We start from the raw sequence: 26,771 nt of genomic DNA, 5'->3' as shown, positions 1-26,771 counted from the left end.
CGCCGTCTACTCTCCCTGGATCCACTCCGCGACGCTGCGCCACAATGTGTCGCGATGGTCGGGGCGGAAGAAGCCAAAATGGCCGATCGCCTTGGCGCCGACGTCGGACGGCTTCACGTTGATTACCTCCGGCTTGATCGCGGTGAATCCGCGCGCGAGCAGCTCGACCGCCGGCCGCGTCGCCCAGGGATCGTCGGAGAAGCAGAGTGTGCGCAGCTCGCCCTTGAACTTGGCGAAATTCTCCAGCGCCGGCAGCTTTGAATCGAAGAGATAACGGGGGCTCGAGACCCACTCGGCCCATTGCAGGAAGACGCCCTTGGGCAGATCCTCACCGATGCCGGCCCAGCCCGGCGCGTAACCGAGCGCGTGGACGAGCGGCACGCCGACAAAATTCATGAAGGCGAAGACGCGGTATTTTTCCGGCGACGTCATCAGCCGCCAGGTCGCCGCCTGCGAGGCCACGAACGCGGCGCGCGAAATCTCCGTGTTGTTGGCGATCAGCCCGAGCGCCTGGCCGCCAAAGGAGTGACCGACATAGGCCAAGGGCAGGGTATTGTAGCGCTCGCGCATCCAGTGCACCGCGGCGCTGACGTCGAGCGCGGCCCAGTCCGACATCGAGGCCTTGAAGCCGACCAGCGATTTCGGCTGGTTGTAGCCGACCATCGCCGGCAGCCGGGAGTCGCCGATGCCGCGATAGTCGTAGGTCAGGACCGCGCAGCCGCGATGGGCGAGATAGGAGGCAAAGCCGCGATAGATTTTTCGCGGGACGGCGGTCGCCGAATTGACCAACACGGCATGACGTTTGGTGCCGCGGGGCAAGAATAGCGTACCGCTCAGCGCATACCCGTCGGTCGCCGGGAAGCTGATCTCGTCGATGAAAACGTCGTCCAGTGCCATGTCCATGGGCCGAAGGTATCTTGCCAGTTCCGAGCCGTTTCCCAGCAAATGCGAATTTGGCTTTCCCCGCAAGGCTTTGCAGTGCCAGACGGATTTACAACTGGCGGCCGGTGGCCAGCCTGTGTATAAGGCGACCCTCGCAACCCACAGATCAGGTTGTGCTTTTTGCTTTACGGAGAGATTGCGATGTCCGAGCGGTGGACGCCCGAGTCCTGGCGCAGCAAGCCGGTGCTACAGGTGCCCGATTATCCCGACGCCAAGGCCCTGGCCGACGTCGAGGCGCAGCTTGCGACCTTTCCGCCGCTGGTGTTCGCGGGCGAGGCGCGCAATCTGAAGAAGGCGCTGGCTCGGGTCGCGGCCGGTGAGGCCTTCCTGCTGCAGGGCGGCGACTGCGCCGAGAGTTTTGCCGAGCACGGCGCCAATAACATCCGCGACTTCTTTCGCGTGTTGCTCCAGATGGCGGTGGTGCTGACTTATGCCGGCGCCGTCCCGGTGGTGAAGGTCGGGCGCGTCGCCGGCCAGTTCGCAAAACCCCGGTCCTCGTCGACCGAGAAGATCGACGGTGTCGAGCTGCCGAGCTATCGCGGCGACATCGTCAACGACATCGCCTTCACCAAGCAAGCGCGCGTCCCCGATCCGCAGCGCCAGCTGATGGCCTATCGCCAGTCGGCCGCGACGCTGAATTTGTTGCGTGCGTTCGCGACCGGCGGCTACGCCAATCTCGGCAGCGTGCATCAGTGGATGCTCGGCTTCCTCAAGGATAGTCCGCAGTCCCGCCGCTACAAGGAATTGGCCGATCGCATCTCCGATGCGCTCAATTTCATGCGCGCCTGCGGCCTCGATCTCGAGGCGCACCCCGAGCTGCGCGCCACTGATTTCTACACCAGCCACGAGGCCCTGCTGCTCGGCTACGAGCAGGCCATGACCCGCGTCGATTCCACCACCGGCGACTGGTACGCGACCTCGGGGCACATGATCTGGATCGGCGACCGCACCCGCCAGCTCGACCACGGCCATATCGAATATTTCCGCGGCATCAAGAATCCGATCGGGCTCAAGTGCGGCCCGTCGCTCAAGCCCGACGAGCTGCTGAAGCTGATCGACGTGCTCAATCCCGACAACGAACCGGGCCGGCTGACGCTGATCGGCCGCTTCGGCTCCGACAAGATCGGCGAGCACCTGCCGAACATGATCCGCGCCGTGAAGCGCGAGGGCAAGGTGGTTGTCTGGTCGTGCGATCCCATGCACGGCAACACCATCACCTCGACGTCAGGCTACAAGACGCGGCCTTTCGACCGCATCCTGTCCGAGGTGAAGTCGTTCTTCGCGATCCACGCCGCGGAAGGCACCCATGCCGGCGGCGTGCATCTGGAGATGACCGGTCAGGACGTCACCGAGTGCCTCGGCGGCGCCCGCGCGATCACCGACGAGGATCTCAACGACCGCTATCACACGGTCTGTGATCCCCGGCTCAACGCCGAGCAATCCATCGACATGGCTTTCCTGGTCGCAGAACTGCTCAAGCAGGAACGCGCAGGCAAGGTCAGGCCGATGCCGGCCGCAGCGGGGCTCTAAGACCTTGCTGCGAATCTGGAAGGCCACGATCAATTCCCGTAACGGTCTGGCCTTTGCGTTCCGCTCGGAGCAGGCCGTCCGCGAGGAGATCGTTGCGCTCCTGTTGTCGCTGCCGCTCGCATGGTTCGTCGGCGCGACCGCGATGCGCGCGGTCGAGCTGATCTGCGCGGTCGCGTTCGTGCTGGTGGTCGAGCTGCTCAATACTGCGATCGAGAAGCTTGCCGACCGGCTGACCATGGATCACGACAAGCAGATCGGACGGGTCAAGGACATGGGCTCGGCCGCGGTCGGTATTGCGCTCCTGATGGCCGGCGCGTTCTGGATCATCGCCATCATCGAGCGTTTGGGATTTCTCTAAAGCGCGTATCGCGCTTTAGACTGTTTTTTGGGCATGATCTTTTCGGAAAACCGCTTCACACTTTTCCGGATCATGCTCTGATCGGAGCGCCATGACCGAACGTCTCAACGCATTCGCGGTCACGCTCGCCCAGCTCAATCCGACCATGGGCGACATCGACGGCAATGCCGCGAAAGCGCGCGCAGCGCGCGTGCAGGCAGCCGCCGACGGCGCCGATCTCGTGCTGTTTCCGGAATTGTTCATCGCCGGTTACCCGCCGGAAGATCTGGTGCAGAAGCCTTCGTTTCAGGCCGCCTGCCGCGCTGCGATCGAAGCGCTGGCGCGCGAGACCGCCGATGGCGGGCCGGCCATGCTGGTCGGCACGCCTTGGGTCGAGGAGGGCAGGCTCTACAATGCCTGCGCGTTGCTCGATGGCGGCCGTATCGCTGGCTTGCGCTTCAAATGCAATCTGCCGAACTACGGCGTGTTCGACGAGAAGCGGCTGTTTTCGCGCGGCCCCGCGGCCGGCCCCGTCACCGTCCGCGGCGTGCGTATCGGTGTGCCGATCTGCGAGGACATCTGGCTGGAGGAGTCCGAGGACTACGAGAACGTGGTCGAGACGCTGGCCGAGACTGGCGCCGAGATCATCCTTGTGCCGAACGGATCTCCTTACGCCCGCAACAAGGCCGACGTGCGTTTGTCGGTCGCGGTCGCGCGCGTCACCGAGAGCGGCTTGCCGCTGGTCTATCTCAACCAGGTGTGCGGCCAGGACGAGCTGGTGTTCGACGGTGCTTCCTTCGCGCTCAACGGCGACCTTTCGCTCGCGGCGCAATTGCCGGCGTTCGCGGAAAGTATTACCACACTGCGCTTCGCGAGAAGCGGCGACGATTGGCGTTGCACCGGTCCGATCGCCGCGCAGCCCGAGGGCGACCACGCCGACTACGCGGCCTGCGTGCTGGGTCTGCGCGACTACGTCGCCAAGAATGGCTTTCCCGGTGTGCTGCTCGGGATTTCCGGCGGCATCGACTCCGCGCTGTGCGCAGCGATTGCGGTCGATGCGCTCGGTGCCGATCAGGTGCATGGCGTGATGCTGCCTTATCGCTACACCGCGGCAAGCTCGATTGCGGACGCCGGCGAGCTCGCCGGCCATTTCGGCATCCGCTACGAGGTGCTGCCGATCGCGGAGGCGGTGAATGGGTTCGAGACCATCCTGTCCGGCGTCTTCAAGAATCTGCCGCCCGATGTCACCGAGGAAAATCTCCAGGCCCGCACCCGTGGCACGCTGCTGATGGCGATCTCCAACAAGACCGGACTGATGGTGGTGACAACCGGCAACAAGTCGGAAATGTCGGTCGGCTACGCCACGCTCTACGGCGACATGAACGGCGGCTTCAATCCGATCAAGGACATCTACAAGACGCAGGTGTTTCGGCTGGCAAGCTTGCGCAATTCGTGGAAACCCGAGGGGGCGCTGGGGCCGGCCGGTGAGGTGATCCCGCCTGACATCATCACGCGTCCACCGACCGCGGAGCTGCGCGAGAACCAGACCGACCAGGATTCGTTGCCGGCTTACGACGTGCTCGATGCCATCCTGGAGCGTCTCATCGAGCGCGAAGAGCCGCTCGACCAGATCATCGCCGCCGGCTTCGACCGCGAGACGGTCATCCGCATCGATCGTCTCCTCAATGTCGCCGAATACAAGCGCCGCCAGGCTGCCCCCGGCGTCAAGGTCACGGCCAGGAATTTCGGCCGCGACCGCCGCTATCCCATCACCAACCGTTTTCGCGACAAAGGCGAGCAGCTCGCCGCCCCGGACGAGACGCTGGTATCGCGCGGGAGCAAAGCCTCGATCGACGCGTTCGAAGGGTGAGGCTGGCCGAAGTTCGTGGATGGACGCTGTCGCCACGTACGACGCCGTCATCATCCGCGAAGGCGGATGATCCAGTACGCCGCGGCGGGCGTTGTCGAAACCCAAGTGATGACACGGAGTACTGGATGCCCGCCTTCGCGGGGCATGACAGTTGTGCGTGGTGACCTACTTCTGCTGCTGCGGCAGGAAGCTCGGCCCGACCGAGCGGATCGGCTTGTTCTCGGACGAGGTCGCGGGGGTGCCCGTTTCCGCCGGCGGCGTTGCTGCCGGCGCGGTTGCCGTCGCCGGAGCCGCGCCCTTCTTGGCATTCGCGGGCGTGCCCTTGTTGAGCTGCCGCTGCTGCATCTTCTTGGCGCTCTCCTCGGTGACGATGATGTCACCCTGCTGCTCTGCCGACGCCTTGTCGTCGGCAGATTTGAGCGCATCGGCCCAGGTCTGGCCCGCGGCCTTGCAGGAGCAGGACGGGTTGAACTCGCTGCGGAATTTAAACGCGGTTGGCAGCGCCGTGTAGGGCTGGCCGCTGGTGGAGACCGCGGAGTTCATGTCTTCGCCGGGATTGCGATGGGTGTAGAGCACGGCTTCGGCGGCCGGGCACAGCGCCTTGCAGGTCTTCTCGTCGTCGGGGAAGCGCGCCGGCACGGTCGCAAACGAGACAGGGAAGTAAGCGCCGTCGCAGGTGCGTACGCACACGGTGCGATAGGTCCCTGATTGCGGGCCGAGATCGGACGGCGGCACGCCTTGCGGATTGTTGGGGTTGTTGCCGCCGAACAGATTGCTCAGGAAGTTGCCGCCGCCTTGCGACTGCGCTGCGTTGGCATATTGCGGGCCGCAATTGTTCTGCGCCAGCGCTGCCAGCACCGAGCGGCGCTGGTTGTCACGCTCGGGACTGAAGCCGCCGGGGCCGCCGCCGCGCAGGCGTTCGAGATTGCCGGTGATCTGGTCCAGGTTGGCGCGCATCTGCTGGATCTGGGTATTGACCGGACCGCATTGCGCCGACTGGCCGCTGAACAGCGAGAAGAAGCCGGAGGAATCGCAACCCATGCGCTTGGCCTGCATGGTGACGCGGTCGAGCTCGGCCTGCTGCTTGGTCTGGGATTCCTGATAGCGGCGGATCTGGTCTTCGCGCGCGGGATCACCGCCGCCGCCACGATCGAGACCGGCGAGCTGGCCTTCCAGACGCGCGCACATCGGGTTCGGTCCGAGCCCGTTCTGGCCGGGCTGAGGCGGCGGTCCCGGCGGGCCGGCCTGTGCGGAGGCACCATTAGCGAGCACGACCGTGCTCAAGAGCACGGCGCAGGCAAGGATCGAGCGAGCACGGGAGAGAGACAAAAATTCAGGCATATCCGCCATTCTAGCGAGGTCACGGCCACGCGTGATGTGGGGGGCCGAAGCGCGCCCTCCCATAGCCGCTTCCTGCGGCATCGTCACGTCGTTTCAGAGGCCAGCGATTGGGCCTAAAGTACGCCAGTTCCGAGCGAATTCAGCGCTGGCAGGTGATTGCGACATATTCATCGCAATGGCCATGGGAGCAGTTTGCGCCGGATTTGGGGACAGAGCCGGTAATTTCGTCGGGATCGACCCGGCGATAGGCCGAAGCCTGGGCAAAATCGCGTGACTGGCAGTAGGTGCGGGCGACCTGCGCGCCGCATTTGTCGCTCTTGGCCAGGCACTGATCGATGCCGTAACCGTCCGCCTGGTTGGGGATGATGAAGACGCGGGTCTCGGCGAGAGCGCTGGAAACAACAAGGATGGAGGCGCAGGAAATGAGCGCGAGCAATGATCGCATAAAAACACCGGGGCAAAAAAGAAGGAACTGCCAGTTCCAGAATGGGCTCAAATGGTTAAGGAGATGAACCATCTATGCGTGGCGGCTGCGCATAGCGGAGATAAAACGGCATTTCCCGGCTCTCTTGACGCGGGGCCGCCTCATAGCCCATATGTTCCGTTATGAACGGTCTCCTCGTCATTTGCGCCATTTGCCGCGAGATTACGAGCTAGCGATTCGCTGGCTGGAGCCGTCTTTTCTCAAAACCATTGAGAGCACTGGACGCCCGGCCAACAGCCGACGGGTATCCTTATGGAATTGCGCCTTTACGATACGCTGAGCCGGGAAAAGCGCACCTTCGTGCCGCTCGATGCCAAGGACGTCCGCATGTATGTCTGCGGACCGACCGTCTATGACTTCGCCCATATCGGCAATGCCCGGCCGGTGATCGTGTTCGACGTGCTGTTCCGACTGCTGCGCCATCTCTACGGTGAGGCGCACGTCAAATATGTCCGCAACATCACCGACGTCGACGACAAGATCAACGACCGCGCCGCGCGCGATTTTCCCGGCCTGCCGCTGAACGAGGCGATCCGAAAAGTCACGGAGCAGACCGGCAGACAGTTTCACGCTGATGTCGACGCACTCGGTGCGCTGCGGCCGAGCGTCGAGCCGCGCGCCACCGAACACATCGGCGAAATGCGCGAGATCATCGAACGGCTGGTCGCCGGCGGCTTTGCTTATGCTGCCGAGGATCACGTGCTGTTCTCGCCGCAGGCGATGAACGCGGCCGATTCCGGGCTGCCGCGCTATGGCGCGCTGTCCAACCGCTCGCTGGACGAGATGGTTGCCGGCGCCCGCGTCGATGTCGCGCCCTACAAGAAGGGCAACACCGACTTCGTGCTGTGGAAGCCGTCCAAGCCCGGCGAGCCGTCATGGCCGTCACCGGCCGGCATAACCGCGCAGGGGCGCCCGGGCTGGCACGTCGAGTGCTCGGCCATGGCCTGGAAGCATCTCGGCGAGCACTTCGACATCCATGGCGGCGGCATCGATCTCGTGTTTCCGCATCACGAGAACGAGGTCGCGCAGACCTGCTGCGCCTTCCACCGGGAGCGGATGGCGAATTACTGGATGCATAACGGCTTCCTGCAGGTCGAGAGCGAGAAGATGTCGAAATCGCTCGGCAATTTCGTCACGATTCACGAGCTGCTCGCGGATTGGCCGGGCGAAGTGTTGCGCCTGAATATGCTCAAGACGCATTACCGCTCGCCGATCGACTGGACGATGAAGTCGCTTGAGGAGAGCGCCAAGACGCTCGACGACTGGTATCGGGTTGCGGCTGACGTCACGGCCGGCAAGCCCGCCCCGTCAGTGGTCGAGCCGCTGCTCGACGACCTCAACACGCCGCTGGCGATTACGGCGCTGCATGGCCTGCGCGGCAGCGATGTTGGTGCTCTCGGGGGTTCGTTGCGTCTGCTCGGCTTTCTCTCCGAGAGTGCCGCGCAGTGGGAAGGGCGCAAGCAGCTGGCGAGCGGCGTCGATGCCAAGGAAGTCGAGCGGCTGATCTCGGAGCGGACAGCAGCGCGAGCGCGCAAGGACTTTGCGGAGTCCGATCGTATCCGCGATCTGCTTGCCGCGATGGGCGTTGCGATCAAGGATTCCAAGGAAGGGACGACGTGGGAGGTCGCGCGATGAAGCGGCCCGACACGCCCTTTCCGCGGCACTGGTTCTATTACATCGCGCTGAAAATCCTGCTGCTCGGCGCTGCCGTGGCGCTGGCGCTGAAACTCTATGGGATGTGGTGAAGACGATGGCACAAGCACTCCCCAAGCCCGGCCTGCGGCCCTTCCTGCCGGAGGACGTGCCGGTTCTCGCCGCGATCTTCACGGCCAGCATCGAAGAGCTGACCGGCGACGACTATAACGAAGCGCAGCAGCAGGCCTGGATGACGGCGGCGGAGGACGAAGAGTTCGGCAAGCGACTCGCCTCCGACCTGACGCTGATCGCAACGCTGGAGGGATCGCCCGTGGGCTTTGCGTCGCTGCGCGGCAAGGATCATATCCGCATGCTCTATGTGCATCCGGCCGTGGCCGGGCAGGGCCTCGCGACGATGCTGGTCGATGCGCTGGAAAAGCTTGCGGGCGGCCGCGGTGCCGACAAGCTGACGGTCGACGCCAGCGACAACGCGCAGGGCTTTTTCGCCAAGCGCGGCTATGTCGCCATGCAGCGCAACAGCATCACCGTCAACGACGAGTGGCTGGCCAACACCACAATGCAGAAGACGCTCGGCAGCGGACCCGCATCGGGAGCACTGCAATGAGCAAGGAGCGCCTTTATCTGTTCGACACCACGCTGCGCGACGGTGCGCAGACCAATGGCGTCGATTTCACGCTGACCGACAAGCAAATCATCGCCCAGATGCTCGATGAACTCGGCATCGACTATGTGGAGGGCGGCTATCCCGGCGCCAATCCGACCGACACCGAGTTCTTCGGCACCAAGCCGAAGTTTTCGCATGCGCGCTTCACTGCGTTCGGCATGACGCGGCGAGCCGGCCGGTCGGTCTCCAACGATCCCGGTGTGGCCGGGCTGCTGGAAGCCAAAGCCGACGCGATCTGCTTCGTGGCGAAGTCGTCGGCCTATCAGGTGCGCGTGGCGCTGGAGACGACGAAGGAGGAAAACCTCGCCTCGATCCGCGACAGCGTCGCAGCAGCAAAGGCCGCCGGCCGCGAGGTGATGCTCGACTGCGAGCATTTCTTCGACGGTTACAAGGAGGATTCCAGTTTCGCTCTCGCCTGCGCCAAAGCTGCTTATGAAGCCGGCGCGCGCTGGGTGGTGCTGTGCGACACCAACGGCGGCACCATGCCGAACGAGGTGGAAGCCATCGTTACCGAGGTGACCAAGCACATCCCCGGCGATCATCTCGGCATCCACGCCCATAACGACACCGAGCAGGCGGTGGCGAATTCGCTGGCCGCGGTGCGCGCCGGGGCGCGGCAGATCCAAGGCACGCTGAACGGCCTCGGCGAGCGGTGCGGCAACGCCAATCTCTGCTCGCTGATCCCGACCTTGAAGCTGAAGGCCGAGTTTGCCGACGCCTTCGAGATCGGCGTCACGGCGGAAAAGCTCGCAACCCTGGTCAAGGTGTCGCGCACGCTCGACGACATGCTCAACCGCGTGCCGAACCGTCATGCAGCGTATGTCGGCGAGAGCGCGTTCGTCACGAAGACCGGCATCCACGCCTCCGCCGTGCTGAAGGATCCGCAGACCTACGAGCATGTCCTGCCGGAGCTGGTCGGCAATCACCGAAAGGTCCTGGTGTCCGATCAGGCCGGCCGCTCCAATGTCATCGCCGAGCTCGACCGCGCCGGCATCGCCTACGAGAAGAGCGATCCGAAGCTGTCGCGGCTGGTCGAGGAATTGAAGGAGCGCGAGGCGCAAGGCTACGCCTATGAATCCGCCAACGCCTCGTTCGAGCTGCTGGCGCGGCGCACGCTCGGCAAGGTGCCGCATTATTTCGAGGTCGAACAGTTCGACGTCAATGTCGAGCAGCGCTACAATTCGCATGGCGAGCGCGTCACCGTGGCGCTGGCGGTGGTTAAGGTCGACGTCGCCGGCGAGCATTTGATCTCGGCGGCCGAAGGCAACGGTCCCGTCAACGCGCTCGACGTCGCGCTGCGCAAGGATCTCGGCAAGTACCAGAAATATATCGAAGGCCTGACGCTGATCGACTATCGCGTGCGTATCCTCAACGGCGGCACCGGCGCGGTCACGCGCGTCCTGATCGAGAGCGAGGACGAGAACGGCGACAGCTGGACCACGGTCGGCGTCTCCCCCAACATCATCGACGCCTCGTTCCAGGCGCTGATGGATTCGGTGATCTACAAGCTGGTGAAGTCGGGAGCGCCGGCGTAGGGAATAGTGACGTGAGCTATGGCGGCGCCATCAATGCCGTCATTGCGAGGAGCGAAGCGACGAAGCAATCCAGAGTGCTTCCGCAGGGCCAGTCTGGATTGCTTCGCTTCGCTCGCAATGACGAGGAGAGAGGGGAGCGCGACCCATGATCGACCACATCTCCGTCGGCGTCAGCGATCTGCAACTTTCGGCGACATTTTACGAAGCGACGCTCGGGGCCCTCGGGCTCACGCGCGTCGTCACGCGGCCGCGGACGATCGGCTTTGGCAAGGCCTATCCCGAATTCTGGATCAATCTGCGCGAGGGCATGCCACGCGTGCCGCCGGAGAGCGGCGTGCATATCTGCCTGCGGGCCAAGACGACCGCCGAGGTCGATGCTTTTCACACCGCCGCGCTGTCCGCCGGCGGCGCGTCCGACGGCGCGCCGGGTATCCGCCCGCACGATCGCGTGCGTTATTACGCAGCCTTTGTCGTCGATCCCGATGGTAACCGGATCGAGGCGGTGACGTTTCCCGCGGACTAAAGTTTGCGCGCCATTTCCGGGGCGAGCTGCTTTTCGGCATCGTCGATCTGTGCCGCAGCCGCCTTCAGCTTCGGCAAAATCTCTTCGATCCGATCGGCCTTGAGGATGTCGACCGAAAGCCCGGCGCGGATGAACTCGGTCTGACGCATGTGCGAGAGCAGCGAGAACAGCGGCTCCCAGAAATTATCGATGTTGGCCAGCAGCACCGGCTTGGCGTGACGTCCGAGCTGCTTCCAGGTCAATTGCTCGACCAGTTCCTCCAGCGTGCCGACGCCGCCAGGCAAGGCCACGAAGGCGTCGGAGCGTTCGAACATCAGCCGCTTGCGCTCGTGCATGTCGGGGGTGACGATCATCTCCTGCACGCGGGTCAGCGCGTTTTCGCGCATCCGCAGGAAATCGGGGATGATGCCGGTGACGGTGCCGCCGTGATCGAGCACGGAGGTCGCCACCGAGCCCATCAGGCCGAGCGAGCCGCCGCCGTAGACGAGGCGGATGTTGTTCTCAGCGAGCGCCTTGCCGAACGCCTTGGCGCCTTCGGTGAAACGGGGATTTGTTCCTGGGCCGGAGCCGCAATAGACACAGACGGTTTTGATCGTGCTCATTGGTGCCATGATGCATTGCAGCGAAGAGGCGTCAAGCCCAATCGGTGATTCGGGACTTCCGGAAATCTACCGGTAAACGACGAAGAACAATCGAAGATTCGCCATCTGGCGGGGTGCATGGGCATCGGTAAGGCTCTATATGACAAACGAAAATCCTTAATGGCAACGCAGCCCGCATCTGACGGGCTTTTCAGGCTTCTTGATGGACCAAGCTCAATCGCCCGCCGGCCCCAACGTTCCTGATCCCGCCGGGGGGCCGCTGGAGCGGGCCACGCTGATGGGCACGCTGGCGCATCTGTGGCCCTATATCTGGCCGGGCGACCGTTTCGACCTGAAGATGCGCGTGGTCTGGTCGATGGTGCTGCTGCTAGCTGCCAAGCTGATCACGCTGACGGTTCCTTTCAGTTTCAAATGGGCGACCGACGCGCTGACCGGCGCCAACACGGCGCCGGTGCAAGCCGACAATTGGCACCTTTGGGTGATTGCCTCGCCGCTGCTGCTGACCGCGAGCTACGGCGTGATGCGCATCGTGATGGCGGTGCTGACGCAATGGCGCGACGGCATTTTCGCGCGCGTTGCCATGCATGCGGTGCGCAAGCTCGCCACCATCACCTTCATCCACATGCACGAGCTGTCGCTGCGCTTCCACCTGGAGCGCAAGACCGGCGGCCTGACGCGCGTGCTCGAGCGCGGCCGCGAGGGTATCGAGGTCATCGTGCGCATGGTGATCCTGCAGCTGATCCCGACCATCGTCGAGGTCTCGCTGCTGATGGCCGTGCTGCTGTGGCAGTTCGATTGGCGCTACGTGCTCGCGACCCTCGTCACTGTCGCGGTCTACATGTACTATACCTACATCGCGACCGAGTGGCGGATCGGCATCCGCCGCAAGATGAACGATGCCGACACCGAGGCGAACACCAAGGCGATCGACTCGCTGCTGAACTACGAGACCGTCAAATATTTCAGCGCCGAGACCCGTGAGTCGCAGCGCTATGACCGATCGGTCGCGCGTTACGAGGAGTCGAGCGTCCAAGCTTACACTTCGCTTGCCGTGCTCAACACCGGGCAGGCCGTGATCTTCACGCTGGGGCTGACCGCGACCATGCTGATGTGCGCGATCGGTGTGCGCAACGGCACCAACACGGTCGGCGATTTCGTGCTGGTCAATGCCATGATGATCCAGCTTTACCAGCCCTTGAACTTCATGGGCATGGTCTATCGCGAGATCAAGCAGGCGATCATCGACATCGAGAAGATGTTCAACGTGCTGGGGCGCGAGGCCGAGATCAAGGATGCGCCGGGCGCGAAGCCGCTGGTGGTCTCCGCGGGCAATGTGCGTTTCGAGGACGTGCGCTTTGCCTATGAGCCGTCCCGTCCGATCCTCAAGGGCATCAGCTTCGAGGTGCCGGCCGGCAAGACGGTCGCGATCGTCGGACCGTCAGGTGCGGGCAAGTCGACCATCTCACGCCTGTTGTTTCGCCTCTACGACATTTCCGGCGGCAAGATCCTGATCGACGGCCAGGACATTCGCGAAGTCACGCAGGCGAGCTTGCGCGCGTCCATCGGCATGGTGCCGCAGGACACCGTGCTGTTCAACGACACCATCCGCTACAACATCCGCTACGGTCGCTGGGACGCCAGCGATGCCGAGGTCGAGCAGGCAGCGCAGCTGGCGCAGATCGATCGTTTTATCCGCATGGCGCCGAAAGGCTACGAGACCCAGGTCGGTGAGCGCGGCCTGAAACTGTCCGGTGGCGAAAAACAGCGGGTCGCGATCGCGCGCACCGTGTTGAAGGCGCCGCCGATCCTGGTGCTGGACGAGGCGACCTCCGCGCTGGACACCCACACCGAGCACGAGATCCAGGGCGCGCTCGAGCGCGTGGCGAAGAACCGCACCTCGCTGGTGATCGCCCATCGGCTTTCGACCATAGTCGGCGCCGACGAGATCATCGTGCTGGACCAGGGCCGCATCGCCGAACGCGGCACCCACGCGAAACTGCTCGCGGAGGAGGGACTTTACGCCAGCATGTGGAACAGGCAGCGCGAGGCCGAGGCGGCGCGCGAGAAACTGGCCAGGATGGCCGATCCCGGCGAGGCGCCCAACCGGGAGCCTCCGCCGGTCGCCGATGTCCTGACGACGCCTGCCGCGGCGGAGTGACCTTGTCTCCGGTCCCAACTCTGGCCTAAACAACACCACCGCGCGGGATGACCTGCGCCATCAACCCTGAGCGGCAATAGCGATGTCCATTCTCGATTCGATCCAGCGTCAGATCCCGCCGATCCACAAGGAGGGTTATCCCTTCATCGGTGGCTTTGCGCTGGCAAGCCTCGTCCTGTTCTGGCTGTGGTCGCCGTTGGGGTGGATCGGCACCATCCTGACCGTGTGGTGCGCGCTGTTCTTCCGCGACCCCGTCAGGGTGACGCCGGTGCGCGAGGGGCTCGTGGTGTCGCCGGCCGACGGCCGTGTCTCGATGATCACCATGGCGCTGCCGCCGGCCGAGCTCGGGCTCGGCGACCGGCCGCTGCCGCGCGTCTCGGTGTTCATGAGCGTGTTCAACTGCCATGTGAACCGCAGCCCGATCGCGGGCCGGGTGGACCGTATTGCCTACCGCCCCGGCCTGTTCATCAATGCCGAACTGGACAAGGCGAGCGAGGACAATGAGCGCAACTCGCTGGTGATCACGACGCCGACGGCGCGGATCGGCGTGATCCAGATCGCGGGCTTGGTCGCCAAGCGCATCGTCTGCTTCGTCAAAGAGGGGCAGGCGATCGGCGCCGGCGAGCGTTTCGGCCTGATCCGCTTCGGCTCGCGGCTCGACGTCTATCTGCCGCTGGGCACCAAGGCGCTGGTCTCGGAAGGGCAGACCGCGATCGCCGGCGAGACGATTCTGGCCGATCTCGCCGGAGACGACCCGAGCCGCGCCTATCGCGCCAATTAACCAATAAGTCGGCCTGAAGGGCCTTCCGCCGCAATGGCGGAGGGGAACGCGGCTTGCTATATCTCGCCTCAAGGTGAGGACGAGCCATGACGCCCTACGACTCTAGAGATCCAGACGTACGCCGCCGGCGGTTCCGCCCGATCCCGGTGCGCATGCTGGTGCCCAACGTCATCACACTGCTGGCGATCTGCGCCGGCCTGACCTCGATCCGGCTCTCGATCGAGGGGCGGATGTCGCTTGCCGTCTACGCCATCGTGTTCGCGGCGGCGCTCGACGGCATCGACGGCCGCATCGCGCGCATGATCAAAGGGCAGTCCAAGTTCGGCGCCGAGCTCGACAGCCTCGCCGACTTCGTCAATTTCGGCGTGGCGCCCGGCCTGATGCTGTATTTCTGGCAGCTGCACGAGCTCGGCAATGCCGGCTGGATCGCGGCCATGGTGTTCGCGATCTCTGGCGGCCTCAGGCTGGCGCGCTTCAATGCCACCATGGACGATCCCAACAAGCCGGCCTTTGCCGCGAATTTCTTCACCGGCGTGCCGGCGCCGGCCGGCGCGATCACGGTGCTGCTGCCGATCTATATCGCGTTCCTCGATCTCGGCCGGCTGCCTGCGGCGGTGACGGCTGCGTATACGCTGCTGATCGCCTTCCTGATGGTGTCGCGCCTGCCGGTGTTCTCCGGCAAGACCAAGCGCATGCGGGTGCCGCCCGAACTGGTGCTGCCTGCATTCGTCGCAGTCATCGTCTTCATCGCGCTGCTGATCGCCTATCCCTGGCACGTGCTGTCGATCGGCACGGTGCTGTATCTCCTCGCTTTGCCGCTCGGCTACAAATCCTATCGCGATCAGGCGCGCGCCTTGGAAGCCACCGGGCCGGCAGGAGGCGAAGTCTCGTCGCCGCCGTCGGCACCGACGCTGACAAACCTGTCGGAGCCGCCGCGCGACGACGACCGGCCCGACCGCTTGCACTGAGCAGGAAGACACTGAGCAGCAGGGCACTGGGCAGCAAGCCACTGAGCAGCAAGCCACTGATCAACAAGACTTGGATATCTGCCATGAGGCGCCCTGAGTTGGGTTGAGACCCGATCTCGGCTATATCGCCAGGTGCCGGCGGCACCGCGCCAACAGCGGCCGCCAATCTGGGAGAGAACGCCGTGACGAATACTGCGACCGGGCCGCTGCCCGCTTCCGTCCTCGAAGCGCTGGGCCGCTATGACACCCCGACGATCTGCAATGCCATGGAGATCGTGGCGCCCGAGCGCCGGCTGATCGGCTACACCACCAAGCCACTGGTCTGCCCATTTCCCGATCTGCCGCCGATCGTCGGCTACGCCCGCACGGTCGCGATCCGCTCGGTGCTGAAAAATTCGCTACCGCCGGAAGAGCAGTCCAAGCGCCGCATCGACTATTACGAATATGTCGGGACCGGCCACGGTCCGCGCATCTCGGTGATCCAGGACATCGACGGTCCCGACGTCGGCTACGGTGCGTTCTGGGGCGAGGTGCAGAGCAACGTGCACAAGGCGCTCGGCTGCCTCGGCGTCATCACCGACGGCTCGATCCGCGACATCCCGCAATGGGCACCTGGATTCCAGGCGCTGGCCGGCTCGATCGGCCCGTCGCATGCCTGGGTACATGCGGAGAGCTTTGGCGGCGAGGTGCGCGTTGCCGGCATGACCGTGAAGTCGGACGACCTGATCCACGCCGATCTGCACGGCGCCATCGTGATCCCGCGCGACATTGCCGCAAAGCTGCCCGAGGCCGCCGAGCTCTGCGGCCGCCGCGAGACGCCGATCCTCGAAATCGCCCGCAGCCCCGACTTCTCGCTGGAGAAGCTGAAGGCCGCACTGAAGCGCTCGGCGGAAATCCACTAACGGGCGCACCGGAACGACCTAAGGCTGCGACGCCGCTCGCAGGCCGCCCTGGTCCGTTAGGAACAGGGCGGCTTGGTCCGGCTCGCCGAATACCGCGGCAGCGCATCCGATCAAGGTGAAGCCGCCGGCAAAATCCCACAGCGTGATATCTTCCGCATTGTCCGGCATCTGGATCAGGCACGCTGCGATCACGGCCAGGGCCGCCTCGACAAAGAGCAGCACGCTGAATGCCGGCAAGACGAGCTCGGGTTCGAGCATGTGGAGCGCCAGCACTGCGGGAAGCGCGGTGAGAAGACTGAACAGCGTCACCATTGCGATGCCTTCCGCCATGAGGGGCCGGTCCGGTCCAGAATACCAACTGATCGGTCGCGCCCGATGTGGCGCAGGGCCGCAGCCGAAGCTTTCGCGCACGCACGGTGATGGGTGCGCGCGGCGCCGTATGGTTAGCAAAATGTTGAAATGCCTGTCGGCAGTCGGCAAAAGCCGGCGCCTTTCAGCGCGCTGCGGCCGCCGGGCGCGCCGGCTCAACTTAACCTTTACGCGTCTTTAATCGCGGCTCACTAGGGTCTCCGATGCGGTTCGGGGTTGGGCCGCGCCATCGGCCAGGACGGCCGTTGTTGCGTTCGCGTTGGAGTCTCCCATGGATATCATGACGAGCATCGGGCTCGTGGCGGGCATTATCGTCATCGCGACGATGATGCTGCTGGGCGGCGATCTCCACATGTTCGTCTCCGAGCATGCGATGATCATCATCTTCGGCGGCTCGACGGCTGCGACCATGATCCGCTTTCCGCTCTCGACGCTGATCCATGGCCTGCCGCTCGGCGCCAAATTTGCCTTCACAATGAGCCGTCTGTCGGCGCACGATCTGGTCGACGAGCTCGCCCGCATCGCCGAGATCGCCCGCAAGCAGGGCCCGGTGGGGCTGGAAAAAGTAGAGACCGACGAGCCGTTCCTGGCCAAGGGCATCCGCTACGTCGCCGACGGCTACGACCTCGATTTCATTCGCGACAATCTCGAGCGCGACCGCGACAATTTCCTGATGCATCTGGACGAAGGCAGCAAGATCTACCGCGCCATCGGCGACTGCGCCCCGGCCTTTGGCATGGTCGGCACGCTGATCGGCATGGTGCAGATGTTCGCCAACATGACCGACCCGTCAAAGCTCGGCCCGTTCATGGCGACCGCGCTGCTCGCGACTCTCTACGGCGCGCTGGTCGCCAACCTGTTCTGTACCCCGATCGCGGACAAGCTGCATGGCAAGCTCCTGGACGAAGAGACCAACCGCACGCTGATCATCGACGGCATCCTGATGATCCGCGACTCCAAGAGTCCGACGCTGGTCCGCGAAATGCTGCTGGCCTATCTGCCCGAGAAGCACCGCCACGCCGAAGGCGAGCCGGTTCCGGCCTGATTCTGCCCGCCGGGATTTGAGATATGGCCAAGAAGAAGCGCGGCGATTCACACGGAGGCGGTCACGGCTGGTTCGTGACCTTCGCCGACCTGATGGGCCTGATGATGAGCTTCTTCGTGATGCTCGTCGCGTTCTCGACTCAGGATGCCAACAAGCTGAAGGTCGTCGCGGGCTCCATGCGCGACGCCTTTGGTGTCCAGACCGAAGCGCGCTACTCCGGCATCGTCGAGTCCGACGGCCTGCCGACCCGCCCTCGGCTGAAGAACGTCGATCACATTCAGCCTGAGGACTCCTCCAACACGCCGACGCCGGACCAGGAGGATCGTGACCGCACGTCGGGCGCGAAGATCAAGGTAGACCGCAATTTTGCGCTGGCGGCGGCCTCGCTGCGGCAGGCGTTGCAGGACATGCCGGAACTGACCGAGATGTCCAAGCACATCATGTTCGAGGAGACCAAGCAGGGCCTCAACCTTGAGATCGTGGACCAGGACGGCCGCTCGATGTTCGCCGACGGCTCCAAAGTGCCTTATGACCGCACCCGCCGTCTGATCGAAAAGCTCGCTGTCCCGCTCAAGGCGACGCCGCTGCGCGTCTCCATCGCCGGCCACACCGCGGCTGGATTTGTGCCGACCCGCAGCGACTACGGCGCCTTCGACCTGTCGGCCGACCGCGCCAATGCCGTGCGTCAGATCCTCGAACGCGAGGGCCTGCCGGGCGCCCATGTCTTTGCCGTCTCTGGCAAGGCGGACACCCAGCCGCTGTTCCCGGACGATCCGTCGCTCGCTGCCAACCGGCGGGTGACCATCACCCTGATGCGTGAAGATCCGCCGCTGCCGCCGAATCTGAAGCCTTAGGGCGTCTCCGAGCGAGGTGGACGCCGCTTCGTCTGAAGAAGACGCGACAAAACAAGGATGTAGAGCCCGTTCCGCTTCAATCGGAACGGAAAGGCTCAGGGCTCTTGTGCCACCATCGTACCTGAGGCATGTCGTCGCGTGGGCGATGACCGTTGCTGCGGCGTCACAGCATCTGCCCCGGCGCCTGCTATGGTGATGTGCCGATTGACAGGGGCGCCGGAACCGTCAAAAGGCGCCGGATCAATTCTCGGGCAGAAGCGTTCCAGTTTCATATGACGGCGAGCATCACATCGACCGAAGCTCAGGACGGGCCGGTCACCTCTGGTTTCTGGGGCCTGACGCTCGGGAGCATCGGCGTCGTCTTCGGCGACATCGGCACGTCGCCACTCTACGCATTCCACGAGGCGGTCAGGGGCGCGGCTCATGGCCAGCCGGTCTCGCGGGTCATGGTGCTCGGCGTGCTCTCGCTGATCCTCTGGGCGCTGCTGATCGTCGTCACCGCCAAATACGTTCTGCTGCTGCTGCGCGCCGACAACAACGGGGAGGGTGGCACTCTTTCCCTCATGGCGCTCGGTCAGCGCGCGCTCGGGCGGCGAAGCTGGTTCCTGACGGCGCTCGGCGTCGTCGGCGCCTCCATGTTCATCGGCGATTCCATGATTACGCCGGCGATCTCGGTGCTGTCGGCGGTCGAGGGTCTGAAGCTCGCAACTCCTGCCTTCGAGCACTATGTCGTTCCCCTGACCGTTCTCATCCTGGCGCTGCTGTTCGCGGTCCAGAGCAAGGGGACGGCGCTCGTGGCCTCGGCCTTCGGGCCGGTGATGGTCGTCTGGTTCACCGTTCTTGCCGTGCTGGGCGCCATTCACATCGCCGACGATCCGTCGGTACTCGCTGCGATCAATCCCTATTACGCGCTGCAATTCCTGCTGTCGCACGGCACGATCGGCCTGGTGACGCTGGGCGCGGTGTTCCTGGCGGTGACCGGCGGTGAGGCGCTCTACGCAGATCTGGGCCATTTCGGCCGCAAGCCGATCCAGTCGGCCTGGATGTTCTTCGTGCTGCCTGCTCTCCTGATCAACTATTTCGGGCAGGGCGCGCTGGTGCTGTCCGATCCCAGCGCGATCGAACATTCCTTTTACCGCATGGTGCCCGAGCACTTCGTGCTGCCGCTGGTCGGGCTTGCGACCGCCGCGACCGTGATCGCGAGCCAGGCGGTGATCACCGGAGCCTATTCGCTGGTCTATCAGGCCGTGCAGCTCGGCCTCCTGCCACGCTTCGAGGTGCGCTTCACCTCGGAAACCCACGCCGGCCAGATCTATCTGCCGCGGGTAAACCGGCTGCTCCTGATCGGTGTGATGCTGCTGGTGCTGTTGTTCCACACCCCCAGCAACCTGGCATCCGCCTACGGCATCGCGGTCTCCACCACCATGGTTGCCGACGGCATCATGGGCTTCATCGTGATCTGGAAATTGTGGAACTGGCGCGCCGCGACGGCCGCAGCCGTGATCCTGCCCTTCGTCGTGGTCGACATCAGCTTCTTCAGCGCGAACCTTCTGAAGCTGCTGGAAGGCGCCTGGGTGCCGCTGCTGTTCGGCGTCATCATGGCCGGGACAATCTGGACCTGGCGGCGAGGGTCGGGGATCCTGATCCAGAAAACGCGCCGCATCGAGGTGCCGCTGGACGATCTGATCCGGAGCCTGGAGAAGCGGCCGCCGCATATCGTCAAGGGCACCGCGGTGTTCCTGACCAGCGATCCTTCCTTCGTGCCGACCGCGCTGCTGCACAATCTCAAGCACAACAAGGTGCTGCACGAGCACAACGTGGTCCTGACCATCGAGACCGCGCATACGCCGCGGGTTGATCTGTCGGAGCGTTTCCGGATGGAGAAGATCAGCGACAAGTTCTTCAAGGTCCGCCTGCGCTTCGGTTACATGGAGCAGCCGAATGTGCCCAAGGCGCTTGCAATCGCGCGCAAGCAGGGCTGGCAGTTCGACATCATGTCGACGTCGTTCTTCGTGTCCCGGCGCTCACTGAAGGCGTCGGCGCAGTCCGGCATGCCGCTTTGGCAGGACCATTTGTTCATCGCACTGAGCCGGTCCGCCAACGACGCCACCGACTATTTCCAGATTCCCACCGGACGGGTGGTTGAAGTCGGAACCCAGGTCACCATCTAAGAGGCGGTCGGCGAAGCTATGCGAAATTGCATGCCTAAGCCCCGAAATCGGGCTAGGCTATGCCGGTAGCGCAGGCCTATAAGCCGCGCGCCCTTCTGCCGTTGTGCAGTGAAGCATTTTTAGAGGCCATCAGGCTCTCCCATGACAAGTGATGTAGCGATTTCCGCCCCGGAAACGGCGGCGGCCAATGGGCATGGCGATGCCCACACCACCGCCCGTTTCGGTGCGCTGACACTCGGCAGCATCGGCGTCGTCTATGGCGATATCGGCACCAGCCCGCTCTACGCGTTCCGCGAAGCCGTCATGGCGGCCTCTGGCGCGGAGGGGGTGCCGACGCCGGCAGCCGTGCTCGGCGTGCTCTCCCTGATCCTGTGGGCGCTCATCGTCGTGGTGACGCTCAAATACGTCGTGATCCTGCTCCGAGCCGACAACAACGGCGAGGGCGGCACGTTGGCGCTGATGGCGCTGGCCCAGCGCGCAGTCGGCACCCGCGGAACAACCATCGTCATGCTCGGCATCATTTCCGGAGCCCTGTTCTATGGCGACGCCGTGATCACGCCGGCACTCTCGGTGCTGTCGGCGATCGAAGGCATGAAGGACATCACGCTGCACTTCGAGCCCTACATCGTACCGCTGACCGTGATCATCCTGGTCGGTCTGTTTGCCGTGCAGTCCCGCGGCACCGCTCGCGTCGCCGCCTTCTTTGGCCCGATCATGTGCGTTTGGTTCGCTGTGATCGCGATCGCGGCGATCCACCCGATCATCGAGCAGCCGCAGGTGCTGTTCGCGCTGAATCCGCTTTACGCCGTGTCCTTCATGATTCACCACGGCATCATCGGGTTCGTGACGCTCGGCGCGGTGTTCCTGGCGGTCACCGGTGCCGAGGCGCTCTATGCCGACCTCGGCCATTTCGGCAAGCGACCGATCCAGACCGCCTGGCTGTTCATCGTGGTGCCGTCGCTGGCATTGAACTATCTGGGGCAGGGCGCCCTCGTGCTCGGCGACCCCGGCGCGATCGTGAGCCCGTTCTTCCAGCTCTTTCCGCAAGGTTTTTTCCGCGGCTGCATGGTCGTGCTGGCGACGGCCGCAACTGTCATCGCGAGCCAGGCGGTCATCACCGGTGCCTATTCGCTGACGCGTCAGGCGATCCAGCTCGGTCTGTTGCCGCGGTTTGAAATTCGCCATACGTCCGAAGCCCATTCGGGCCAGATCTTCATCCCGCGCATCAACCAGCTCCTGCTGGTCGCGGTGGTCCTGCTGGTGCTCTTGTTCCGCTCCTCCAGTGCGCTGGCCTCGGCCTACGGCATCTCCGTCACCGGGACCATGGTGGTCACGGCGATGATGGGCTTCGTGGTGATCTGGAAGGTCTGGCGGTGGTCGCCGTTCACGGCTGCCGCCCTGATCGCGCCGTTCCTGTTCCTTGACCTCACCTTCCTGGCCGCCAATCTGCTCAAGGTATTCGAGGGCGGCTGGGTGCCGCTGGCGCTCGGCGCGCTCATGATCATCCTGATGTACACGTGGCGGCGCGGCAGCCGGCTGCTGTTCGAGAAGTCGCGCAAGCTCGAATTCCCGCTCGCCGACCTCGTGGCGATGCTCGAGAAGCGGCCGCCGCAACGCGTGCCCGGCACCGCCGTGTTCCTGACCAGCGATCCCCTCAGCGCCCCGACCGCGCTGATGCACAGTCTGAAGCACTACAAGGTGCTGCACGAGAAGAACGTCATTCTCACCATCGAGACCGCACAGACCCCGCGCATCGATCCGGCCGAGCGGGTGAAGCTGGAGCAGATCTCGCCGACCTTCTCCAAGGTGACGCTGAAGTTCGGCTTCATGGAATCGCCCAACGTGCCGAAGGCGCTGGCGATCGCCCGCAAGCTCGGCTGGCAGTTCGACATCATGTCGACCTCGTTCTTCCTGTCGCGGAGGGCGCTCAAGCCGGCCGCCCATTCCGGCATGCCGCGCTGGCAGGACCGGCTGTTTATCTCGCTCAGCCGTTCCGCCAACGACGCAACCGACTATTTCCAGATCCCCTCCGGCCGCGTCGTCGAGGTCGGCACCCAGGTGACCATTTAGCTCGCCGCTGTCATCGCCAGGCTTGACCGGGCGATCCAGTATCCAGAGACCGTGCGTAGATACGGGGAGGCCGCGGCGTACTGGATTCCCCGCTTTCGCGGGGAATGACACCGAGTTAGCGGTGAGGGTGTGAAGCAGGAGCTTCAGGCATCCTGAAGGTCGCGCTTCAAGTCGCTGCGATTTAGCTTTAACTTGCGCAAGGCAGCTCAAGCCTTTGTAGCGCTTGATTTTCACCGGCCGAGAGGCGAGGTTGCCGGCCGCCGGGATCGCCCCGGCAGCGGCCCGCGACGTTGGAGGATGATGTGGCAAATCAAGTACAGGATCTGACCCCGGACGAGGTCTCCAAGGGTGTCGCGGAAGGGCGCTATCTCCTCGTCGACGTGCGCGAGCCGAACGAGGTCGAGGCCGAGGCTTATCCCTACGGCGTGGTCGTGCCGCTCTCGACCTTCGATCCCAAAGCGATCCCCGATCCCGAGGGTAAGGAGGTCGTGTTCGCCTGCCGCTCGGGCAAGCGTTCGGTGACGGCCTCGCTGGCGGCGCAGGCCGCGGGCCTGCCTTACGACAAGCATCTGGCCGGAGGCATGCTCGGCTGGAAGGCGGCGGGTCTTCCCAGCAAGGTCGGCGGCTGACCCCGCCGATGTCCAAGAGCTCGTCCCTCAACAAGGTCTTCGCGGACCTTCCCGTCACCATCTTCGAGGCAATGTCGCAAGCCGCGCGCGACAATGCCGCCATCAATCTCGGGCAGGGCTTCCCCGATGATCCCGGCCCCGAGGACATCCGCCGCGCCGCGGCCGATGCCTCGCTGAACGGCTACAACCAGTACCCGTCGATGATGGGCCTGCCGGAACTGCGCCAGGCGATCGCGACCCATTACGGCCACTGGCACGGCCTCAAGCTCGATCCGATGAGCGAGGTGATGGTGACCTCCGGCGGCACCGAGGCCCTGACCTCGGCCATCCTCGCCGTGGTCCAGCCCGGTGACGAAGTGGTGTGCTTCCAGCCGGTGTACGATTCCTATCTGCCGATCATTCGCCAGGCCGGCGGCATTCCGCGCCTGGTCCGGCTTGAGCCGCCGCATTGGCGGCTGAATGAGGACATGCTGAAAAGCGTCTTCAATTCAAAGACCAAGGCGGTGCTCTTCAACAACCCCCTGAATCCGTCCGCGGTGGTGTTTCCGCGCGAGGACCTCGAGCTGCTGGCGCGCTACTGCCAGGAGTTCGACGTCATCGCGATCTGCGACGAGGTCTGGGAGCACGTCACCTTCGACGAGCACAAGCACATCCCGCTGATCACCATCCCCGGCATGCGCGACCGCACCATCAAGGTCGGTTCGGCCGGCAAGATTTTTTCGCTGACGGGCTGGAAGATCGGCTTCGTCTGCGCCGCGCCGCCGCTGCTGCGCGTTGCCGCCAAGGTGCACCAGTTCCTGACCTTCACCACCGCGCCGAACCTCCAGGCCGCCGTCGCCTACGGCCTCGGCAAGCCGGACGAGTATTTCCTGTCGATGCGCAAGGACCTGGCGCGGAGCAGGGACCGTCTCGCCAAGGGACTGGAGAGCCTCGGCTTCCCGGTGCTGAAGTCGCAGGGCACCTACTTCCTCACCGTTGACCTGTCGCCGCTGGGGCTGAACGAGAGCGACACCGAGTTCTGCTGGCGGATTGTGAAGGACTACAAGGTCGCGGCAATCCCGGTGTCGGCCTTCTACGAGCAGGATCCTGTGACCTCGGTGGTGCGCTTCTGCTTTGCCAAGAAGGACGAGACGCTCGATACCGCGCTGGAGCGGCTGTCGGACGCGGTGCGCGGGCGCAAGAGGTAGGAGATGACGATCGTCAGCCGCTTTGGTTTTGGCCTCGCGATCGCCGCCGCGCTGACGTTGCTCTCCGCCCCCGCAGGGGCCGAGGAGCGGGTCGTCAACTTCTACAACTGGTCGAACTACGTGGCCCCCGACGTCCTCGAGGCCTTCACCAAGGAGACCGGCATCAAGGTGGTCTACGACACTTTTGACGCCAACGAGACCCTGGAGACGCGTTTGATGGCCGGCAAGTCCGGCTATGACGTCGTGGTGCCCACCGCCTATTTCCTCCAGCGCCAGATCAAGGCCAACATCTTCCAGAAGCTCGACAAGTCGAAGCTGCCGAACCTGGCCAATGCCTGGCCGGTGGTGACCGAACGTCTCGCGATCTACGACCCCGGCAATGTCTACGCCGCCAATTACATGTGGGGCACGACGGGCATCGGCTACAACGTCGCCAAGCTGAAGCAGATTCTCGGAGCGGATGCGAAGATCGATAGCTGGGACATCGTGTTCAAGCCGGAGAACCTCGCAAAATTCAAAGACTGCGGCGTGCACATGCTCGATTCCGCCGACGACATCTTTCCGGCGGCGTTGAATTATCTTGGGCTCGATCCGAACTCGACCAAGCAGGCCGAGCTCGAGAAGGCCGCCGATGTCGTCGCCAAGGTGCGGCCCTCCGTGCGCAAGTTTCATTCGTCCGAATATCTAAGCGCGCTCGCCACCGGCGAGATCTGCTTCGTGGTCGGCTGGTCCGGCGACATCATGCAGGCCCGCGCCCGCGCTGCCGAAGTCAAGAGCGGCATCGAGATCGGCTACGCCATCCCGAAGGAGGGCGCGCAGATGTTCTTCGACAATCTCGCGATCCCCGCCGATGCGAAGAACGTCGCGGAAGTCTACGAGCTGATCAACTATCTCTACCGTCCGGACGTGGCCGCCAAGAATACGGACTTCCTGTCCTACGCCAACGGCAACCTCGCCAGCCAGAAGCTGGTCGATCCGAAAATATTGAACGACAAGAATATCTATCCGGACGAGGCAACGCTCGCAAAGCTGTTCGTTATCACGGCCCGCGAGCCGGCGACCCAGCGGGTCATCAATAGGCTCTGGACCAGGGTGAAGACGGGACGGTAATCGCGCCCGTCATTGCGAGGAGCGAAGCGACGAAGCAATCCAGAATCTTTCCGCAGAGGGAGTCTGGATTGCTTCGCTTCGCTCGCAATGACCAAACAAGATCACCGCCACCGTCGGTGTAGCCACAGCCACTGCTCGGGATGCTCGCGGACCCAGCCTTCCACCACGCTGGTGATCGCCTGGGTGGTGCCCTGGATGTCGATCCTGCCGTCAGCGTCGCGCACCGGCTGGACCTCTTCGGTGATCTCGGCAGTGAAGCGGCCGCCGGGAAGGCGGATGACGCGGACGCCGTGGATCGGGCATTCGACCTGGCGCAACAGGCGCGCCAGCATCGGATTGGCGCGAGTCTTGCGGCCGAAAAAGGTGACCTCGACGCCGCCGGTCAGATACTGGTCGATCAGCATCGCGACGTGCTTGCCGTCCTTGAGCGCCTGCGCAAGCCGCAGCGGCGCGTCGCGCCCCGCCGGGATCAGCGTGCCCATGTTGACCTGGCGCATCTCCTGGATGATGCGGTCGGCGGAGGCGATATTCGGGCGGCGGTAGAGGATTGCCGCATCGAGCCCGTGTGCGACCGCGGCGAGCGCCGGCAATTCCCAATTGGCCAGATGCGCGGCGAAGATCAGCGCCGGCTTGCCGTCGTCGCGGATTTGATCGAACAACTCGATGCTGCGGCTGGGCAGTTCGATCCGACTGTTTTCCGGATGATCGCGGTCGTAATCCCAGACGTGGTCCATATGGGCGAATTCGGCGCCGACGCGACCGAGATTGTCCCAGACGCCCATCAGGATGGATTCGATTTCCTCGGGCGACTTGTCCGGAAACCCCGCGGTGAGATTGGCGCGGCCGATGCGGTGCTCGCGCAGGCGCGGCCCGATCAGCCTGGTGACGCGTGCGAAAAACTCCGAGGTCTTGGCCGGATCGAAATAACGCGTGGTGCGCAACATGCCGACGGTGGCAGCGCCGATCAGGCCTCCACCGATCGATTTGGCCGTCTCCCGCGCGCGGGCCTTCGTTCTCGCAGGAAGCAGCGCCATGCGTCCGGT

24 protein-coding genes are annotated in these 26,771 nt (G+C 64.2%); 18 read left to right on the top strand and 6 right to left on the bottom strand.

The genetic code is table 11. The annotated features are described in order from the left end of the window. Window positions 1-6: 6 nt before the first annotated feature. On the bottom strand, window positions 7-903 hold the full coding sequence (locus AC0L27_RS06700) for an alpha/beta hydrolase family protein (protein ID WP_354204318.1): 897 nt from the start codon (window positions 901-903) through the stop codon (window positions 7-9). Window positions 904-1,083: 180 nt separating this feature from the next. On the opposite strand from AC0L27_RS06700, the gene AC0L27_RS06695 reads away from it, so the two are divergent. The 3 genes from AC0L27_RS06695 to AC0L27_RS06685 all read left to right on the top strand — a co-directional run bounded on the left by AC0L27_RS06695 (window position 1,084) and on the right by AC0L27_RS06685 (window position 4,679). Then, window positions 1,084-2,472, top strand: a complete 1,389-nt coding sequence (locus AC0L27_RS06695; RefSeq protein ID WP_354204316.1) for a class II 3-deoxy-7-phosphoheptulonate synthase — start codon at window positions 1,084-1,086, stop codon at window positions 2,470-2,472. 4 nt (window positions 2,473-2,476) lie between these two features. After that, window positions 2,477-2,830 (top strand): diacylglycerol kinase, encoded by a 354-nt coding sequence (locus AC0L27_RS06690; RefSeq protein WP_275167439.1) that lies wholly within the window; start codon window positions 2,477-2,479, stop codon window positions 2,828-2,830. A 91-nt stretch (window positions 2,831-2,921) separates the two neighbouring features. Next, window positions 2,922-4,679: an NAD+ synthase gene (locus tag AC0L27_RS06685; protein ID WP_354254177.1), complete on the top strand. Its 1,758-nt coding sequence runs from the start codon at window positions 2,922-2,924 to the stop codon at window positions 4,677-4,679. A 165-nt stretch (window positions 4,680-4,844) separates the two neighbouring features. Here the strand turns inward: AC0L27_RS06685 and AC0L27_RS06680 are convergent, their stop codons facing one another. After that, window positions 4,845-6,029, bottom strand: a complete 1,185-nt coding sequence (locus tag AC0L27_RS06680) for a DUF2865 domain-containing protein (RefSeq protein ID WP_354204311.1) — start codon at window positions 6,027-6,029, stop codon at window positions 4,845-4,847. Window positions 6,030-6,159: 130 nt separating this feature from the next. Further along, entirely contained in the window at window positions 6,160-6,465 is a 306-nt protein-coding gene (locus tag AC0L27_RS06675) for a hypothetical protein (protein ID WP_354204575.1), read from the bottom strand. Window positions 6,466-6,756: 291 nt separating this feature from the next. Here AC0L27_RS06675 and cysS point away from each other — a divergent pair, with 291 nt between their 5' ends. From cysS to AC0L27_RS06655, 4 genes are all read left to right on the top strand, one after another. Beyond that, entirely contained in the window at window positions 6,757-8,139 is a 1,383-nt protein-coding gene (gene cysS / locus AC0L27_RS06670; RefSeq protein WP_354204309.1) for a cysteine--tRNA ligase, read from the top strand. Between the two features lie 115 nt (window positions 8,140-8,254). Beyond that, window positions 8,255-8,764 carry a GNAT family N-acetyltransferase gene (locus AC0L27_RS06665; protein ID WP_354055631.1) on the top strand — a complete coding sequence of 170 codons (510 nt, stop codon included), beginning with the start codon at window positions 8,255-8,257 and terminating at the stop codon, window positions 8,762-8,764. Further along, complete coding sequence (gene cimA / locus AC0L27_RS06660; RefSeq protein WP_354204307.1) at window positions 8,761-10,359, top strand: citramalate synthase; 1,599 nt, start codon at window positions 8,761-8,763, stop codon at window positions 10,357-10,359. Before AC0L27_RS06665 ends, cimA begins: the two co-directional genes overlap by 4 nt. Window positions 10,360-10,504: 145 nt before the next feature. Then, window positions 10,505-10,882, top strand: a complete 378-nt coding sequence (locus AC0L27_RS06655) for a VOC family protein (RefSeq protein WP_354204305.1) — start codon at window positions 10,505-10,507, stop codon at window positions 10,880-10,882. On the opposite strand, the gene AC0L27_RS06650 is transcribed toward AC0L27_RS06655, so the two are convergent. Then, window positions 10,879-11,484: an LOG family protein gene (locus AC0L27_RS06650; protein ID WP_275167431.1), complete on the bottom strand. Its 606-nt coding sequence runs from the start codon at window positions 11,482-11,484 to the stop codon at window positions 10,879-10,881. The two genes, AC0L27_RS06655 and AC0L27_RS06650, sit on opposite strands and share 4 nt — an antisense overlap. Window positions 11,485-11,686: 202 nt before the next feature. Here AC0L27_RS06650 and AC0L27_RS06645 point away from each other — a divergent pair, with 202 nt between their 5' ends. The 4 genes from AC0L27_RS06645 to AC0L27_RS06630 all read left to right on the top strand — a co-directional run bounded on the left by AC0L27_RS06645 (window position 11,687) and on the right by AC0L27_RS06630 (window position 16,293). Then, window positions 11,687-13,642 carry an ABCB family ABC transporter ATP-binding protein/permease gene (locus AC0L27_RS06645; protein ID WP_354204302.1) on the top strand — a complete coding sequence of 652 codons (1,956 nt, stop codon included), beginning with the start codon at window positions 11,687-11,689 and terminating at the stop codon, window positions 13,640-13,642. Window positions 13,643-13,724: 82 nt separating this feature from the next. Next, entirely contained in the window at window positions 13,725-14,423 is a 699-nt protein-coding gene (locus AC0L27_RS06640; protein ID WP_275167429.1) for a phosphatidylserine decarboxylase, read from the top strand. Between the two features lie 86 nt (window positions 14,424-14,509). Beyond that, window positions 14,510-15,391, top strand: coding sequence for a CDP-alcohol phosphatidyltransferase family protein (locus tag AC0L27_RS06635; protein WP_354204300.1), 882 nt, complete (start codon window positions 14,510-14,512; stop codon window positions 15,389-15,391). A gap of 182 nt (window positions 15,392-15,573) precedes the next feature. After that, a complete protein-coding gene (locus AC0L27_RS06630; protein ID WP_354055620.1) occupies window positions 15,574-16,293 on the top strand; it encodes an RraA family protein in 720 nt (239 codons plus the stop codon). An 18-nt stretch (window positions 16,294-16,311) separates the two neighbouring features. Here AC0L27_RS06630 and AC0L27_RS06625 read toward each other — a convergent pair whose 3' ends face one another. Then, window positions 16,312-16,605 carry a hypothetical protein gene (locus AC0L27_RS06625; RefSeq protein WP_354204573.1) on the bottom strand — a complete coding sequence of 98 codons (294 nt, stop codon included), beginning with the start codon at window positions 16,603-16,605 and terminating at the stop codon, window positions 16,312-16,314. A gap of 328 nt (window positions 16,606-16,933) precedes the next feature. Between AC0L27_RS06625 and AC0L27_RS06620 the strand changes: the two genes are divergently transcribed. The 7 genes from AC0L27_RS06620 to AC0L27_RS06590 all read left to right on the top strand — a co-directional run bounded on the left by AC0L27_RS06620 (window position 16,934) and on the right by AC0L27_RS06590 (window position 25,728). After that, window positions 16,934-17,707, top strand: coding sequence for a motility protein A (locus tag AC0L27_RS06620; protein WP_275167425.1), 774 nt, complete (start codon window positions 16,934-16,936; stop codon window positions 17,705-17,707). Between the two features lie 23 nt (window positions 17,708-17,730). Beyond that, window positions 17,731-18,561 carry an OmpA/MotB family protein gene (locus AC0L27_RS06615; protein WP_007608835.1) on the top strand — a complete coding sequence of 277 codons (831 nt, stop codon included), beginning with the start codon at window positions 17,731-17,733 and terminating at the stop codon, window positions 18,559-18,561. A 272-nt stretch (window positions 18,562-18,833) separates the two neighbouring features. Next, window positions 18,834-20,732: a potassium transporter Kup gene (locus AC0L27_RS06610; protein ID WP_354204297.1), complete on the top strand. Its 1,899-nt coding sequence runs from the start codon at window positions 18,834-18,836 to the stop codon at window positions 20,730-20,732. A 141-nt stretch (window positions 20,733-20,873) separates the two neighbouring features. After that, window positions 20,874-22,802 (top strand): potassium transporter Kup, encoded by a 1,929-nt coding sequence (locus AC0L27_RS06605; RefSeq protein ID WP_473301461.1) that lies wholly within the window; start codon window positions 20,874-20,876, stop codon window positions 22,800-22,802. A 302-nt stretch (window positions 22,803-23,104) separates the two neighbouring features. Continuing rightward, a complete protein-coding gene (locus AC0L27_RS06600; protein ID WP_063996571.1) occupies window positions 23,105-23,431 on the top strand; it encodes a rhodanese-like domain-containing protein in 327 nt (108 codons plus the stop codon). 8 nt (window positions 23,432-23,439) lie between these two features. Beyond that, a complete protein-coding gene (locus AC0L27_RS06595; RefSeq protein ID WP_275167422.1) occupies window positions 23,440-24,618 on the top strand; it encodes an aminotransferase in 1,179 nt (392 codons plus the stop codon). 3 nt (window positions 24,619-24,621) lie between these two features. After that, entirely contained in the window at window positions 24,622-25,728 is a 1,107-nt protein-coding gene (locus AC0L27_RS06590; protein WP_354204292.1) for a polyamine ABC transporter substrate-binding protein, read from the top strand. Between the two features lie 101 nt (window positions 25,729-25,829). Here AC0L27_RS06590 and AC0L27_RS06585 read toward each other — a convergent pair whose 3' ends face one another. Continuing rightward, window positions 25,830-26,762: a lipid A biosynthesis lauroyl acyltransferase gene (locus tag AC0L27_RS06585; protein ID WP_354204290.1), complete on the bottom strand. Its 933-nt coding sequence runs from the start codon at window positions 26,760-26,762 to the stop codon at window positions 25,830-25,832. Window positions 26,763-26,771 lie beyond the last annotated feature (9 nt).

The organism is Bradyrhizobium sp. Ken51 (assembly GCF_055807435.1).
Note: the sequence above shows the minus strand (reverse complement) of the source record. Positions and strands in the feature narration are given on the sequence as shown.

Coding starts and splice junctions, on each gene's coding strand:
- AC0L27_RS06700 (WP_354204318.1), bottom strand. CDS start 903: ATGGACATGGCACTGGACGACGTTTTCATCGACGAGATCAGCTTCCCG.
- AC0L27_RS06610 (WP_354204297.1), top strand. CDS start 18,834: ATGACGGCGAGCATCACATCGACCGAAGCTCAGGACGGGCCGGTCACC.
- AC0L27_RS06655 (WP_354204305.1), top strand. CDS start 10,505: ATGATCGACCACATCTCCGTCGGCGTCAGCGATCTGCAACTTTCGGCG.
- AC0L27_RS06695 (WP_354204316.1), top strand. CDS start 1,084: ATGTCCGAGCGGTGGACGCCCGAGTCCTGGCGCAGCAAGCCGGTGCTA.
- AC0L27_RS06635 (WP_354204300.1), top strand. CDS start 14,510: ATGACGCCCTACGACTCTAGAGATCCAGACGTACGCCGCCGGCGGTTC.
- AC0L27_RS06680 (WP_354204311.1), bottom strand. CDS start 6,029: ATGGCGGATATGCCTGAATTTTTGTCTCTCTCCCGTGCTCGCTCGATC.
- AC0L27_RS06590 (WP_354204292.1), top strand. CDS start 24,622: ATGACGATCGTCAGCCGCTTTGGTTTTGGCCTCGCGATCGCCGCCGCG.
- cysS (WP_354204309.1), top strand. CDS start 6,757: ATGGAATTGCGCCTTTACGATACGCTGAGCCGGGAAAAGCGCACCTTC.
- AC0L27_RS06650 (WP_275167431.1), bottom strand. CDS start 11,484: ATGAGCACGATCAAAACCGTCTGTGTCTATTGCGGCTCCGGCCCAGGA.
- AC0L27_RS06640 (WP_275167429.1), top strand. CDS start 13,725: ATGTCCATTCTCGATTCGATCCAGCGTCAGATCCCGCCGATCCACAAG.
- AC0L27_RS06675 (WP_354204575.1), bottom strand. CDS start 6,465: ATGCGATCATTGCTCGCGCTCATTTCCTGCGCCTCCATCCTTGTTGTT.
- AC0L27_RS06625 (WP_354204573.1), bottom strand. CDS start 16,605: ATGGTGACGCTGTTCAGTCTTCTCACCGCGCTTCCCGCAGTGCTGGCG.
- cimA (WP_354204307.1), top strand. CDS start 8,761: ATGAGCAAGGAGCGCCTTTATCTGTTCGACACCACGCTGCGCGACGGT.
- AC0L27_RS06645 (WP_354204302.1), top strand. CDS start 11,687: ATGGACCAAGCTCAATCGCCCGCCGGCCCCAACGTTCCTGATCCCGCC.
- AC0L27_RS06620 (WP_275167425.1), top strand. CDS start 16,934: ATGGATATCATGACGAGCATCGGGCTCGTGGCGGGCATTATCGTCATC.
- AC0L27_RS06585 (WP_354204290.1), bottom strand. CDS start 26,762: ATGGCGCTGCTTCCTGCGAGAACGAAGGCCCGCGCGCGGGAGACGGCC.
- AC0L27_RS06595 (WP_275167422.1), top strand. CDS start 23,440: ATGTCCAAGAGCTCGTCCCTCAACAAGGTCTTCGCGGACCTTCCCGTC.
- AC0L27_RS06685 (WP_354254177.1), top strand. CDS start 2,922: ATGACCGAACGTCTCAACGCATTCGCGGTCACGCTCGCCCAGCTCAAT.
- AC0L27_RS06665 (WP_354055631.1), top strand. CDS start 8,255: ATGGCACAAGCACTCCCCAAGCCCGGCCTGCGGCCCTTCCTGCCGGAG.
- AC0L27_RS06615 (WP_007608835.1), top strand. CDS start 17,731: ATGGCCAAGAAGAAGCGCGGCGATTCACACGGAGGCGGTCACGGCTGG.
- AC0L27_RS06605 (WP_473301461.1), top strand. CDS start 20,874: ATGACAAGTGATGTAGCGATTTCCGCCCCGGAAACGGCGGCGGCCAAT.